This window comes from Dyadobacter sp. 3J3, from assembly GCF_009801115.1.
Lineage (GTDB): Bacteria > Bacteroidota > Bacteroidia > Cytophagales > Spirosomataceae > Dyadobacter.
The window spans coordinates 142,735-156,195 of sequence record NZ_VTOL01000008.1; the positions used below are offsets into that span (position 1 = coordinate 142,735).

Below are 13,461 nucleotides of genomic sequence, written 5' to 3' on the forward strand. Positions count from 1 at the left end.
TTTTAATTTACTATAACAAAAAAGGCATTTATGATGACGTAAATGCCTTTTTTGTTATTCCATCACGCTAGCAACGGAAAATATCTTTCCTGGATTATATTCATATGGTGAACCGGGTGACCGATAATGACAAACCCAAGCGCCAAAGGAGAAATTGAAGTATTGTTGGCCGTTCCGAAACAAATAATCATTTCATCACTCATGTTTTTGTAAAGCAAAATAGTAGATTGACGCAGCAAATTAAACTCCTCCATCAAATCTGTCACTGAACGTTTACTAGCGACCGTGTTGGCAGCAAGTTCTGCTTCTTCATAACCCGAAAGCTCAGTTTTATCATTTCTTGAAAAACGAAGCGCGCGGTAAGCCATGATACGCTCATTATCTATCACATGCTGTAAAATATCCTTCACAGTCCATTTGTCTGGTGCATATATTTTGTCCTGTAAATCAGTCAGTTTACCTATTTCAGAATAAATTTTGTCGGGAGAATATTTTTCAAAAGCATCAAAAATATCAATGTCTTCAACCAGATTAATATAGCGGTCAAAAAATGGAGGCATAGGGATAATGTCAGATCTTTTCATAGAAATGGGCTATTTTGAGTCTCAAAATAATAAAGAATCTTTGAGAAAAGATTAGTGCTAATGCATATTTATCCCAATTAATTTCTGAAATCAATTGTAGTGCAGAATATTATACATCATTTTTCATTTATCTAAATAATATATCGAAAAACAGCCTTATCGCACCAGTATCATATCTTTAATTCAAGCCATTTATTTTAAATCATAAATAAATCATTATATTTGACTGAATAATCCTTGAAAATTGAAAAAAATAGTTGCCATAGGCTTACTTGTTTTGTTGCTCTACAATATGTTGGGGCTGACTACGGCTGTATTGCTTTTTGACAACCAATATAAATCATCTGTTTCTTCTAACAGCGAAGGTGATTACCAGCTTTTAAAAGTATATGTTCCTTCCCTGCCTTACACATCAAGCTGGGAAAATGAAGACGAGATCCAAGGTCTTACAAAGAGCGACGGGAAGTTTTACAATACTACGCACGTACTGCATGCAAATGACACTCTGTATGTCACATTGAAATCAAACCAGCCAGCCCGCGACCGTTTTTTCGAGCTGGCAAATCAGATGCAATCCATGGCAGATCCTGGAAATCAGGCTGATGGTTCGCCTGGAAAAGCTTTAAAATTGCTGGATAATCTTATCAAAACATACGTTCAGAATATTTATCATTTTTCAATTCCCCCACAGAAATTCTGTCTGGGTGATGAAATGGTCATTTATCCGTCAAAGGAAGTAAAGCATACCCGCTTTCTTTTAAAACTTCCGACACCTCCACCCGAGCACTGTTAATCATTTTACTTTCAAATTTTGTAAAACCTGATGTAATTATGCAATCCGGGTTTTCGAAGTTATCCTGACTTTTTGAAAAATTTTCTCCACGCCAGGTAACATTTATTTAATCAACCCATCGCTTTTGAAAGCGGTTGCTACCACTTTTATATATAGAATATGTATTCAACTATACGGAATAAAAAACATCTTTTGATGTTAATTCTGGCTATGATAAGTTTCACCGGCGCATATGCACAAATGCCGAATGATGCTGTTTATATGTCAAAAAATACTGCTTGTCTTGCCCTCTCCTACACGCATAGTTCGTGGGATAAATACTGGGAAAACACTTTAAAAAGAGACAATCTAAACATTGGAACGCAAACAACCCAGGTTGGAATGGCTATGCTGGCCGTTGGGGTTACCAAAGATTTGAATGTTATTGTGGGCCTTCCTTATATCTGGACTCAGGCAAGTGCCGGAAATATGAAATGGAGCAGAGGGCTTCAGGATGTTTCGGGCTGGGCGAAATATCGTTTTTATAATAAAGCCGGATTGTCATTAAATGCAGTTGTAGGTGCATCGATCCCAAGCTCAAATTATGTCCCGGATTTTATGCCATTGTCTATTGGTTTGCAATGCAAAACAGCTACCGGAAGACTTGTAGCACGTTATCGTCACAAAACCGGTATTTACGCGACTGCTTATGGAAGTTATATTTTAAGAAGCAAAATTACGATCGACCGCGATTCTTACCTGATGGGCGAAACGCTTTACAACACAAACCGTGTGAGTGTACCTAATGCTTTCGACTATTCTGCCCGTGTTGGTTTTACAAACAAGGCGATTCAGACAGAAGTTTATGCAGAACGCCTGGAATGTGTAAACGGAGATAATATTCGCCGTAACGGAATGCCTTTTCCTACCAATAATATGAAGTCTACAACGGTGGGATGGTACGGAAAATTTCAGCCTAAAAACATCGGTTTCAATGCCCGGGTTGCTTACGTGACCCGCGGACAAAATGTAGGACAGGCGATGACCTATTCTGCCGGAGTTTTGTATCAGTTCAGATATATTAAATCTGGCAAAAAATAATTACAGTCATTACAAAGATATTATGAAGAAGATATTTAATTCACGTGGCCGCGCTGCATCTTTTGCAACAGGTTTATTTTTAGCTTTTACCGTTTTTTCATGCAGCAAAACGGTCCATGAGCCAACGGCATCCATCAATAATCCTTCTACCCTGGATGAGAATGCCGGAACATGGAAACCCTATATTCTGGCGACATCCAGCGATGTTCCGGTGGACGAACCTAAGGCAGCTACATCAGCAGAATACATTGCTGAAATTGCAAAATTGAAAGAAACTATGGCAACCGTTACTCCTCAGCAGCGCGACCAGATCAATTATTGGGGTGCCGGAGCAGCTTACCGCTGGAATGAAATTGCCCGTGAACTTGCCGCACGTTATAACAGTCCGCCGGCTGCAAATGCAGAAGGAAAATACCCTGTTCCTGATGCTGCAAATCCTTTGGCTGATCCAAAATTCCCATTTGCCAATCCACCATATAGTGCCCGTGCGCTTGCTTATTTAAGTGTTGCTCAGTATGATGCGTTGGTAAGTGCATGGAATTATAAATTTAAATACAACCGTAAAGCGCCATCAAAAAATGACGCTTCAATTAAAGCGATTCTTCCGGTTTCGGATTTGCCATCTTATCCTTCCGAGGACGCTGTGGTTGCTGCTGCTTCTTACACGATTTTAAAAGCCATGTTTCCAGGGGAGATTCCTTTTCTGGATGCAAAATTAGCTGAACACAAAAACAGCCGTTTGCTGGCGGGAATGAATGTTGAAAGCGATATCGTAGCAGGAAATGCACTTGGAAATGCTGTTGGAGCCAAAGTGATGGCCCGTGCAAAAACAGATGGAATGGGTGCAGCCAACAACCAGGCAAAAGTGCCGGATATCATCGCCAATGCTCTGAAAATTGGTATTACCGAACCTTGGAAAAGTCAGGAATTCCCTGCTCGCCCACCTATGCTTCCCACTTATGGTGGGGTTCTTACCTGGAATTTTAATACAGCAACCATCGCTACGCTTCGCCCTATTGCACCACCGGCAATAGGTAGCCCTGAATTTGAAGAAAATATGAAAGAACTATTAACACTTGCAAAAAGCCAGACAAGAGAACAAGCCAGAATTGCGAATTTCTGGTCGGATGGTGTTGGAAGCTATACACCTCCAGGACACTGGCACCGCAAGGCAGCCGCGTTGGCGCATGACAATAATTTCAGTGAAGTAAGGACCGCCAGAACATTTGCTTTGGTTGGAACAGCGCTTCAGGATGCCGGGATTTGCTGCTGGGATGCCAAGTATTATTACTACTATCCCCGCCCAAACCAGATGAATAGTAAGGTAAAAACGTCTGTTGGTTTGCCTAACTTCCCTTCTTATACATCCGGACATTCGATGTTTTCGGGAGCTGCTGCGGAAGTACTGGCACATATTTTCCCTTCTGAAAAAGAGGCTGTCGACGCCATGGCCGTTGAGGCATCCGTTTCACGGATTTACGGTCTCATCCACTATCGTTTTGACTGTGAGCAAGGATTGGTAACGGGTCACAAAGTTGGAAATTATGCAGTTCAGCGCGCTCTAACAGATGGTGCTGAAAATTAGAAAATATTAGGATTTATAGAAAATCGGTGCAGTCATAAGGGCTGCTCCGATTTTTTTTTAAAATTTCTACTAAAAAGAGGTTGGTTTATCGAATCCAAAAAATTATTCACTTCTCGAAATAGGGGCCTTTTCGGTTTAAGTTGTTATAGATTTAAAACGAAAAGTCATGAAAAAAATATTATCAACATTAACTCTTTTATGCTGTTTGCTGAGTTCTTATTCCTATTCGCAACAGGTGCAAACCGTTTTTAGCGGCAGCAAAATCAAAAGATCCGGTGGCTATGCAGCCATCTCCAACAAGTTTACCACCATCAACGGCGATTTTGCAAACATGCCGGAAATCTACGGTGGCTGGTTTGTTAACAGTAAATTCCTGATCGGTGCAGAGTTAGCGGCAACATCAAATTTTATTCCTTCACCTAATTTCAGTAATTCCCCGGATAAGAAAATAACGTATCAATACGGACAGTTCGGTCTGATGACGGAATATATTTTCGCATCAAATAAACGAGTGCATTTTGCAGTAAATCTTATGAATGGTGCCGGTTTCACTTTACAATATGACAGAAAAAATTGGGACGACTGGGATCACGACGATGACTGGAATGACAACCATACCGATGCCAAATGCTTCTACGTAATTGAACCGGGAGCGCAGGTAGAAATTAATCTCCTGAAATGGATGCGGATAAGTCCGGGCATATCCTATCGGAAAACTTTCGGAGCGAAGGGAAATGGCTTAACCGATGGAGATTTAAGCAATGTATCTTACAATATGACATTGAAATTCGGTAGGTTTTAGCGGATTTTAAATTTAGCTAAAAGGGCGCTACGGCTGACTTGACTACCACTAATCCTTGTTTCTCTCCTTTCATTAAACTCTTGGTTTAGCTATATAAGACGGTTTAGTACTTTGTATTTTTTACTTACTAATACAAAATATGAGAAATCTGCTCCTTGCTATTTGCCTATCAATATGCTGTTTGAACATAACCTATGCGCAACTAAGACCATCGCCGAAAGCTTTTGAAAAGAAGTGGGCAAAACCTGAAACTTATGATATGGCCTGGTACGCTTTTCGCGATACCACAAAAATTGAGATTGGTAAAGTTTCAACCCGGATCATTGAAAATAAAGATCAGGTTTTGGTCATCACCTCCGTAGATATGAAAGGCATGAAAGGAACCTGGGTTGACTCTTCAAGTGCTGATAAACAAACACTTATACCCATTCGTCATGCATCTTACAATGCGCAACGCGACATGGCTCTCAACTTTGGTAAAATTGTAACGGGATTTTACAATGATAAAAAGCAGGGTAAAAATACATTAATCAATGATACAACGAAAACGTCATACTTTGATAGTAATATGTATCCGGTATTGGTTCGTTGGCTCGCCCTAAAAGAGGGATTTACCCAGAAAATAGCGATTTACGATTACAACCCTTCGGCTAAAATTGGAGTGATCAATGCTACTGTAAGTGGTGTCACAAGTGGGACTTATAGTAGCAAAAGATCAGGCATAAGAGAGGTTTGGATCGTAGATGTGAACGATGAAATCAGCAATGGAAAATCTCAGTATTTTATTGACAAAGCAAATAGAAAACTCTGGAAACAAACCATCGAAGCCAAGGGACGTACTATGATGATGGTTGCCATTGAAGAGAATGCGAACTGAACTGCATTTCCCTACCAATGTGATTGAAATGAGAACAAACAAATTGTTCGATTAGCGCCAGCCATTTCATTATAACATTCAGGTTTTCTAACGATAAACAAAAACCCCGAAATATGCCTGATTGGCATTTTCGGGGTTTACTATTTTAACTTTTCTCTCTAGCTGAATCTACCCAACTATAATTCTGAAAAAGTTTAGCGTACAATTACTCAACCGTTCAGATTATTAATATCAAATGGAAGTTTTCGCATTCTCTTTCCCGTAGCTGCAAAAATAGCGTTGCCCAGCGCAGGAGCTATTGGGGGAAGTCCCGGCTCGCCTACCCCACCCGGACTTGAACCACTATCCACTATATGTATCTCTATTTCAGGCATTTCATTTAGCCGCATAATATTGTATTGATGAAAATTACTTTGATCACAAACACCATTTGTAAAAGTAATACCATCTTTTGTAGCCGCAGTAATACCCATTACGATATTACCTTCTGTTTGTGCTTTCACATTATCCGGATTTACATAATAGCCGCAATCGATTATAGAGATAACCTTGTCAATTTTAACTCCGTTACCTTTTTTTGTTACCGTAACACAAGTGGCGGAAATGCTGTCAAACGATTTAAAAACTGCAATTCCCTTTCCTTGGCCTTCGGCAAGTTTCTCACCCCAGGCTGCTTTTTCTGCCAGTGTTTCTAAAACCTTCCTGAAACGCTCATCTTTTATGATTTCCAAGCGTGCCTTAACCGGATCTTTTTCCGCCAAATGTGCAAGCTCATCAATAAAACATTCCTGCCCCCAGCCAAAATTAGAAGCATAAACCGATCGCCACCAAACGATGGGAATATCCGTTTTTACATGCGTATAACTTATTTTTGAAGCTACATCAAAAATATACTTATTATTACTTGTACTGATTTCTTCACTCAGCCAGGGATCAGCCTCATCAGGTTTTAGCCCTTTAAATACCTGACCCAAAATTGATTCACCAATGGCATGGTGATGGTACCCGGCTATTTTCCCATCCTGAACAAATCCCTGCATATGGCTCAGCATACCCGGACGATATGGCCCTTGTGAAATATCATCTTCTCGGGTCCAGACAACCTTGACCGGTTTTTTCAATTCTTTTGACAAATGACACGCTTCCAGAAGAAAATCATGATAAGCTTTCCGGCCAAATGCGCCACCTAAAAGTGTCACATTTATTTTTACTTTTTCGGGAGCAACTTTCATGTAGGCACACACATCACGCAAGGCCCAATCCGGACCTTGTACCGGTGCCCAAATTTCTATGGTTCCGTCATCCTTTACATGAACTACCGCATTTTCAGGTTCGATAGGTGCATGAGCAAGAAATGGGGTTTCATAATGTGATTCAAGTTTCTTAACAGCTGAACTATATTTAGCATCAAAATCGCCTTTTTCTTCATAATTGATTCCTTGCTTTTTGGCCGCTTCATAGGTTTCTGCAAAGTATTTTTCAGTACTCAGCGTTTTTTCATAATCTGCATTATCCCATTTTACTTGCAATGCTTTTCTTCCTTTTAATGCAGCCCAGTAATTGGTACCAATCACAGCCACCGCTTCGGAAGTCCGGTGTGGCATGGTCCGTTCTGTTTTTACAACTTTAAGGACACCTTTTACTTTTTTAGTTTCGGTATCATCAATAGAAATAATTTTCCCGTGAATCGCGGGTGAATGTAAAATACTGGCATAAACCATTCCCGGAATATCTACATCAATACCGTAGACTGCCTTGCCTGTTACGCGTTCCGGGACATCCAGTCGCTTATTATATTTGCCCAAAATTTTAAAATCCTTTGGATCTTTTAATTTTGGGTTTTTAGGAATTTCAAGTTTTGAAGCATCGTCTGCCAGTTCACCATAAGTCAGGCTTTTACCGGAAGGTTTATGGACAATAGTTCCGTCTTTTGCAAAACATTCAGCTACAGGGACATTCCATCTTTTAGCAGCAGATTCTGTCAGCATTTCTTTCGCTGCTGCTCCGGCCTTACGGATAGGTTCCCATAGCGAACGTACAGAACTACTGCCACCAGAAGTCTGGCTGCCATATTTATCTTTCCCGTCACTTTGAATAATTTTGACCTGATCCAGACGCACTTCAAGTTCCTCCGCCAAAAGAGACGGTACGGCCTGTGTCGAACCCTGGCCCATATCTGGACGAGGATTTACAATCGTGATGTTGCCGGCGGTATCAATGATGATAAACGGATTGATTTCCAGTTTTAAAATTGCCGGATTAAGCTTCTTTACTACTGCATCTTTTGAAAAGGCAGAAATGCCAAGAGCAAGGCCGAAAGAAGTCAAACCGGTGGTTTTCAGGAAATCACGGCGTGATGTTTGTATATTTTCCAATGTCTTAAATGCGCTTTTTGTGAAAAATTATCTTTTCCCGATTCCCTTTTCTTCTACCTTAATCGCTTCCGCGGCACGGTGAATCGCTTTACGGATACGGTCATACGTTCCGCATCTGCACAAATTTCCGCTCATCGCAGCATCAATATCCTGATCGTTTGGATTTGCATTTGTTTTAAGAAGTGCCACCGCCGACATAATCTGTCCCGACTGACAATAACCGCACTGTGGAACCTGTTCTTCAATCCAGGCCTGCTGAATGGCGTGCAATTTTACATCACCAATTCCTTCGATCGTCGTTATTTTAGCATTTTTCCCGACACTTGAAATTGGCGTCTGGCACGAACGTGCAGGCTGGCCATCCAGATGTACCGTGCAGGCACCGCAAAGTGCCATTCCACACCCAAATTTTGTCCCTTTCAAGCCGACCACGTCTCTGACAACCCAAAGCAAGGGCATGTCATCTTCCACGTCGACTTTTACTTTTTTACTGTTAACTGTTAAATTATATATCGCCATAGTCATTGGAATTTTATATGTCCAAACCCTTCTAAAAGTATTAAAAAAATATGAAAACTTAAAACCTTGATTCAGAGACTGATCTCGGCTTTAAAAATTGGCCGTTAAACTATATTTCGTCAGCTCTTGTTGGATTTTCATTAGTCGGTTTAAAATATAAAGTCAGGAAGCAGGGTTATGTTAATTTCATCAGCAGCAGAACTAGAAGGAATTCAAAAAATAAGTGAGGCGGTTGCCACTACTTTGAAAGAAATGCGGACTTATGCCAAGGCAGGCATGACAGCAAAAGAACTGGACGATTTTGGTGGAGAAATCCTGAATTCATTAGGAGCCAAATCTGCTCCAAAACTTACTTACGGATTTCCTGGCTGGACATGCATTTGTGTAAATCATGAAGTAGCGCACGGAATTCCTTCGGCTGGAAAAATATTGAAAGAAGGTGACCTGATCAATATTGACGTATCGGCGGAGCTTAACGGATTCTGGTCCGACAACGGTGGTTCTTTTATATTGGGTGAAGATGCTAACAATCACCAAAAGCTTGTAAGTGCCTCCAAAAATATTCTGCATAAAGCAATTTATCGTATCAAATCAGGCGTAAAAGTTTCGGATATTGGACATTTAATTGAAATAGAAGCGAGAAAAGCGGGCTATCGTGTGATTAAAAACCTGGCCGGACATGGAGTTGGAAGAAGCTTGCATGAAGATCCCCACGAAATCCTGAACTGGTGTGATAACTCTAACAAACAGCGTTTTAGAAAAAATACGGTGGTTGCAGTTGAAACTTTTATTTCTACTGCATCAACCATTGCCCAAAAAGGAAAAGATGGCTGGACGCTGACAGGAGATAAAGGCGGATACGTTGCCCAGCATGAGCATACAATTCTGGTTACGGACGGGAAGCCGGTGATTTTGACTGCTGTTAATGGGATTTGGGAGTAGAACCGAGTCTCTAAGTCCAAATACTTATCAGGAATAAACACCATCTTCAATGCGGGACATGACCTGATTTATCAGTTTAATTCCCGTTGGTGTACTCAACAAATCAAAGGGTTTTTGTTGATTTAATGCTTTATTTCCTTTATGCAGCCAACGATTTAGCTTTTCTGAATCTTCAAAAATGGATAATCCTTTTGCAATGGTATTGGCAATCTCTATTGATAAAGAGGATACAAGATTTCCAAAAACGTCGGTTTTCTTCTTACGTGTTAAGGTTTTATATGAAAGACTCAGCAATACAGCCATATCTTTCATGGGTACCTCCAATACATTTGCCAAACTTTCAATGGATAACTTAGTTACACCCTTATCGCTGGCAAGCAAGAAATCTAACCCGGAAACAGGTTCGTTCAGCATAAACTGCTTACCTCCGAGGATCATCCGGGTAATTTCATTGGCCGGAGCTTTTCTGCGAAGAACTACTGCCAGATCTTCACCAATCCCTGATGACTTGCGACTATTTTTAATTACTTGCATAAATGGACATTTTACCCAAAATTTACAGATAAAATGTCCATTTTTAAACTCGATTGAAATACTTTAACATTTATCATCAAATCCCTTCCGTAACCTTCCTCATCTTTTCCAAACCGGTTTTAGCTACCAGCAAAGCATCCTGGGCATAATAATCCTTATTAAAAACCTCAAAAGAAAGAATGACTGGCTTTTCGGGATTTTTAAGTGTTTGCAGTAATTTTTTCAATGGAGCCGTTCCGTCACCCGGATATATTCTGTCGGCGTCCACAATTGTTTCTCTTGGCGGCGTTGCGGGATAGTCATTTATGTGGAAAATTTCGATCAAAGGCTTGCCTACATCTTTTACACTATCCATTCCCGAACCTCCTTTGTGCAAATGATACACGTCCATCAAAACTTTTGCTGATGGGTGATTGGATTCTACGGCCACATAAAGCAACTCTCCTACTCTGCTGAGATTCTTTGAAAAACCCCAAAGTTCAAGATGCGGAACCACGCCTGTCTGGTCTCCAAGTTCAAGGATTTTCCTGTATCGCTCCGCCATTTTGGGCAATTCCAGACTTTCACCCGTTGTTGCGCCCATGGGCGGTGCGGCCACTCTCGGACAGCCGATCTGGGCAAGCTGATCCATTTCCATTTTCAACTGGTCTAATGCTTTTGAACGAGCAGTCTGATCGTCAACTATCCAGGTTGCAAAACCGATCGCGTCTTCAACTTTCAAACCCAGATCATCAATAATCCGTTTGGCTTCGGCCAAAGTAGCTCCGGTTTTGATATAATCCTGCAATGTATTGATCCAAATTTCCACAGATTTATACCCTGCTTTGGCTGCTACTTCGAGCTCCTTTTTAAAACCAAGTTTATGACCACGCAAAGTGCTCATATTAAGCGAGTATATAAAAGAACTTTGTTTCTCTTTTTTTGTTTCCACAGGTATTACGGTGGCTGTTGATACTGCCAGAACGGAAGTAAGGGCTTCTCTGCGATTCATCACGAAAGTGTTTTTATCTAAATGATTTCCTACCAAAGAAAAACCAGACGGTTTTTTACCGGTGAAAGTTCGAATTTGATTGTTAAATTAGAGTTTGTTTTTCCTATCGCTCATTGTTTTTGACTTTAATATGTCTGTTGAAGAATATATAGTACCTGCTCAAACCCGGATCGGGCACGTACACCTGAAAGTTTCGGATCTGGAAAAATCCCTCGATTTTTATTGCGGCTTATTGGGTTTCGAGATTACAGCACGTTATGGCGATCAGGCTGCATTTATTTCAGCTGGCGGTTACCATCACCACATCGGTCTGAATACCTGGTATAGTAAAGGATTTCCTCCTTCAAGTCAGCAGGGTGTGGGCTTGTTTCACACAGCTATTGTATATCCGACCCGAAAAGATCTGGCGGTAATTTATCAACGGTTGATCAACGCACATTATCCGTTAAGCGGTGCAAGCGACCATGGCGTTTCAGAAGCCTTATATCTCAACGATCCTGATAATAATGGTGTGGAATTATATTGGGACCGGCCCATGGAATTCTGGCCAAAAACAGAAGACGGCTCTTTGGAAATGTACACCAGGGTTTTAAACCTGAGCGGACTTTTAAATGAATTGAAATAATTAAAATTGATAATCAACAGATTATACCTGTAATTTTTGTCCAACATCAATATTAAAGAACATGTCCGAAGAAAATAAACTCGATAAAATCATTGATGCAAGAATGAAACTGAAGGCTCGGTTTGAGGAAAAAATGTTGCAAACCCCTTCAATCGCAGATGACAAGCCGATGGGAACAGGCGAAATCAACAGGCATGGTATGCCTAAATTGCCTGTTGGACAAATAAAAACAACAAAGTGGCCGGTACTGGATCTTGGGTTTAAACCTGATATCGCTCACCTTGATTGGAAATTAACTATAAACGGAGAAGTTGATTCCCCATTGGAGCTAAGCTGGCGGGATTTTATGAATCTGCCTCAAACCAGTGATGTCAGTGATTTTCACTGTGTGACTACTTGGTCGCGAATGGATGTTCCCTGGATTGGGGTGAAATTAGCTGATATTGCGGCATTGGTAATGCCTAAATCCACAGCTACTCATATTATTTGTTATGGCTATGATAAGTACACAACCAACATTTCTATTGAAGAAGCATTGAAGGAAGACGTATTGCTTGTTCACACTGCTGATAACAAACCACTTGAACGAGACCATGGCGGTCCTGTACGCATGATCACGCCTCAATTATATGCATGGAAAGGTGCAAAATGGATTAACAGGATTGAGTTTCTCAATAGAAATAAGCCTGGTTTCTGGGAAGTCAGAGGATACTCTAACACAGCTTATCCATGGAGAAACGACCGTTACAGCTGAGAAAATAATTCGCCATTTTGATGTGATTTAGACATGGTATGATATTTGTCATGTAAAATAATAGTAACAAATCACAAATGGGCATGTATTTCGTATCATATAATAATGGGAAACCTACAACCTCCTCTTCGGCAGTAGCCGATCAGTTCGGAAAATCTCATAATGATATTCTAAGAGCAATTGAGAAATTGGAATGTAGTAAGGAATTTAAAAAGTCTAATTTCTTTCAGTCTCCCAGCCTTTGGCCATCGGGAAAGCCAGACCCTGCAATTCTTATTACAAGAGAGGGTCTTGTACTTTTGGTAATGAGCCTTGAAAGTGTAGCACCGATTTCATTTCGTAATAATGTGATTGCAAAATTTGATGGCATGGCATCTTTTCTGTAAAAAGTATTACTTCAGATATTAGTTACACGGCAATTGAATATGTTCTGCCTATGACATTCAGATGCCTTTGTCCTGACCAATAATTTTATCTGATTTTGTATTGACCCGATAAAAATCTACATTTCGGAAAAATAAGTAATTATGCTTACCGACGATGGGCCAATAATTGTAATTGAGGATGATATCGACGACCAGCAATTACTTGAAATGGTATTTGCCAACCTAAATTACGCGAATAAAGTTTTTTATTTTGATGATGGAGATGCGGCTCTTAGTTTTCTGAACAAAAAAGAAGTTAATCCATTTTTGATCCTCTCAGATGTCAATATGCCAAGGCTTAATGGTTTTGAGCTCAGGCATATCATCAAAACCAACGAGGATCTGAGTATCAAATGTATACCCTATCTTTTCTTCACCACCGGTACTACAAAACAATTGGTAGTAGATGCATATTCTCTTTCGGTACAAGGTATTTTTCAAAAACCAGCTGGTTTTGACCAATTACAGCAAATGATTGGAACAATCATTGACTACTGGAAACATTGCATAGCCCCAAATCGTTATCCTGATTGATAAATACCCCACTTTTGGTGTTTAACTAATTTCTGAACCGA

The 13,461-nt window shown here is 40.4% G+C and carries 15 protein-coding genes; 10 read left to right on the plus strand and 5 right to left on the minus strand.

What is annotated here, in order from left to right; all coding sequences use genetic code 11:
- Nucleotides 1–62: 62 nt before the first annotated feature.
- On the minus strand, nt 63–584 hold the full coding sequence (locus tag FZF08_RS18105) for a DinB family protein (RefSeq protein ID WP_159471287.1): 522 nt from the start codon (nt 582–584) through the stop codon (nt 63–65).
- Nucleotides 585–828: 244 nt separating this feature from the next.
- Here FZF08_RS18105 and FZF08_RS18110 point away from each other — a divergent pair, with 244 nt between their 5' ends.
- The 5 genes from FZF08_RS18110 (at nt 829) to FZF08_RS18130 (ending at nt 5,721) form a co-directional block, all read left to right on the plus strand.
- Nucleotides 829–1,377, plus strand: a complete 549-nt coding sequence (locus FZF08_RS18110; protein WP_159471288.1) for a hypothetical protein — start codon at nt 829–831, stop codon at nt 1,375–1,377.
- Nucleotides 1,378–1,536: 159 nt separating this feature from the next.
- The gene (locus FZF08_RS18115) at nt 1,537–2,457 is read left to right on the plus strand and encodes a hypothetical protein (RefSeq protein ID WP_200837123.1); all 921 of its coding nucleotides are present in this window, start codon (nt 1,537–1,539) and stop codon (nt 2,455–2,457) included.
- A gap of 22 nt (nt 2,458–2,479) precedes the next feature.
- Nucleotides 2,480–4,042 carry a phosphatase PAP2 family protein gene (locus FZF08_RS18120; protein ID WP_159471289.1) on the plus strand — a complete coding sequence of 521 codons (1,563 nt, stop codon included), beginning with the start codon at nt 2,480–2,482 and terminating at the stop codon, nt 4,040–4,042.
- Between the two features lie 166 nt (nt 4,043–4,208).
- Nucleotides 4,209–4,844 carry a hypothetical protein gene (locus FZF08_RS18125; RefSeq protein ID WP_159471291.1) on the plus strand — a complete coding sequence of 212 codons (636 nt, stop codon included), beginning with the start codon at nt 4,209–4,211 and terminating at the stop codon, nt 4,842–4,844.
- Nucleotides 4,845–4,983: 139 nt separating this feature from the next.
- On the plus strand, nt 4,984–5,721 hold the full coding sequence (locus FZF08_RS18130) for a hypothetical protein (RefSeq protein ID WP_159471293.1): 738 nt from the start codon (nt 4,984–4,986) through the stop codon (nt 5,719–5,721).
- A 209-nt stretch (nt 5,722–5,930) separates the two neighbouring features.
- On the opposite strand, the gene FZF08_RS18135 is transcribed toward FZF08_RS18130, so the two are convergent.
- Entirely contained in the window at nt 5,931–8,096 is a 2,166-nt protein-coding gene (locus tag FZF08_RS18135) for a molybdopterin cofactor-binding domain-containing protein (protein WP_159471295.1), read from the minus strand.
- Nucleotides 8,097–8,123: 27 nt separating this feature from the next.
- Complete coding sequence (locus FZF08_RS18140) at nt 8,124–8,615, minus strand: (2Fe-2S)-binding protein (RefSeq protein ID WP_159471297.1); 492 nt, start codon at nt 8,613–8,615, stop codon at nt 8,124–8,126.
- A 177-nt stretch (nt 8,616–8,792) separates the two neighbouring features.
- Here FZF08_RS18140 and map point away from each other — a divergent pair, with 177 nt between their 5' ends.
- Nucleotides 8,793–9,557, plus strand: a complete 765-nt coding sequence (gene map / locus FZF08_RS18145; protein WP_159471309.1) for a type I methionyl aminopeptidase — start codon at nt 8,793–8,795, stop codon at nt 9,555–9,557.
- A 27-nt stretch (nt 9,558–9,584) separates the two neighbouring features.
- On the opposite strand, the gene FZF08_RS18150 is transcribed toward map, so the two are convergent.
- Together FZF08_RS18150 and FZF08_RS18155 are read right to left on the minus strand one after the other, a co-directional pair.
- Entirely contained in the window at nt 9,585–10,091 is a 507-nt protein-coding gene (locus FZF08_RS18150; protein ID WP_159471312.1) for an antitoxin Xre/MbcA/ParS toxin-binding domain-containing protein, read from the minus strand.
- Between the two features lie 76 nt (nt 10,092–10,167).
- Nucleotides 10,168–11,082, minus strand: coding sequence for a sugar phosphate isomerase/epimerase (locus FZF08_RS18155; protein WP_159471314.1), 915 nt, complete (start codon nt 11,080–11,082; stop codon nt 10,168–10,170).
- 130 nt (nt 11,083–11,212) lie between these two features.
- On the opposite strand from FZF08_RS18155, the gene FZF08_RS18160 reads away from it, so the two are divergent.
- From FZF08_RS18160 to FZF08_RS18175, 4 genes are all read left to right on the plus strand, one after another.
- Complete coding sequence (locus FZF08_RS18160) at nt 11,213–11,707, plus strand: VOC family protein (RefSeq protein ID WP_159471316.1); 495 nt, start codon at nt 11,213–11,215, stop codon at nt 11,705–11,707.
- A gap of 61 nt (nt 11,708–11,768) precedes the next feature.
- Entirely contained in the window at nt 11,769–12,461 is a 693-nt protein-coding gene (locus tag FZF08_RS18165; protein WP_159471318.1) for a molybdopterin-dependent oxidoreductase, read from the plus strand.
- Between the two features lie 83 nt (nt 12,462–12,544).
- Nucleotides 12,545–12,847 (plus strand): Rha family transcriptional regulator, encoded by a 303-nt coding sequence (locus FZF08_RS18170; RefSeq protein ID WP_159471320.1) that lies wholly within the window; start codon nt 12,545–12,547, stop codon nt 12,845–12,847.
- A gap of 141 nt (nt 12,848–12,988) precedes the next feature.
- Nucleotides 12,989–13,420, plus strand: coding sequence for a response regulator (locus FZF08_RS18175; protein WP_159471322.1), 432 nt, complete (start codon nt 12,989–12,991; stop codon nt 13,418–13,420).
- Nucleotides 13,421–13,461: the final 41 nt, after the last annotated feature.

What these genes read in the sequence shown, in the direction of transcription:
- FZF08_RS18175 (WP_159471322.1), top strand. Translation starts at nt 12,989, where the DNA reads ATGCTTACCGACGATGGGCCAATAATTGTAATTGAGGATGATATCGAC.
- FZF08_RS18165 (WP_159471318.1), top strand. Translation starts at nt 11,769, where the DNA reads ATGTCCGAAGAAAATAAACTCGATAAAATCATTGATGCAAGAATGAAA.
- FZF08_RS18105 (WP_159471287.1), bottom strand. Translation starts at nt 584, where the DNA reads ATGAAAAGATCTGACATTATCCCTATGCCTCCATTTTTTGACCGCTAT.
- FZF08_RS18115 (WP_200837123.1), top strand. Translation starts at nt 1,537, where the DNA reads ATGTATTCAACTATACGGAATAAAAAACATCTTTTGATGTTAATTCTG.
- FZF08_RS18160 (WP_159471316.1), top strand. Translation starts at nt 11,213, where the DNA reads ATGTCTGTTGAAGAATATATAGTACCTGCTCAAACCCGGATCGGGCAC.
- FZF08_RS18120 (WP_159471289.1), top strand. Translation starts at nt 2,480, where the DNA reads ATGAAGAAGATATTTAATTCACGTGGCCGCGCTGCATCTTTTGCAACA.
- FZF08_RS18140 (WP_159471297.1), bottom strand. Translation starts at nt 8,615, where the DNA reads ATGGCGATATATAATTTAACAGTTAACAGTAAAAAAGTAAAAGTCGAC.
- map (WP_159471309.1), top strand. Translation starts at nt 8,793, where the DNA reads ATGTTAATTTCATCAGCAGCAGAACTAGAAGGAATTCAAAAAATAAGT.
- FZF08_RS18170 (WP_159471320.1), top strand. Translation starts at nt 12,545, where the DNA reads ATGTATTTCGTATCATATAATAATGGGAAACCTACAACCTCCTCTTCG.
- FZF08_RS18155 (WP_159471314.1), bottom strand. Translation starts at nt 11,082, where the DNA reads ATGAATCGCAGAGAAGCCCTTACTTCCGTTCTGGCAGTATCAACAGCC.
- FZF08_RS18130 (WP_159471293.1), top strand. Translation starts at nt 4,984, where the DNA reads ATGAGAAATCTGCTCCTTGCTATTTGCCTATCAATATGCTGTTTGAAC.
- FZF08_RS18125 (WP_159471291.1), top strand. Translation starts at nt 4,209, where the DNA reads ATGAAAAAAATATTATCAACATTAACTCTTTTATGCTGTTTGCTGAGT.
- FZF08_RS18150 (WP_159471312.1), bottom strand. Translation starts at nt 10,091, where the DNA reads ATGCAAGTAATTAAAAATAGTCGCAAGTCATCAGGGATTGGTGAAGAT.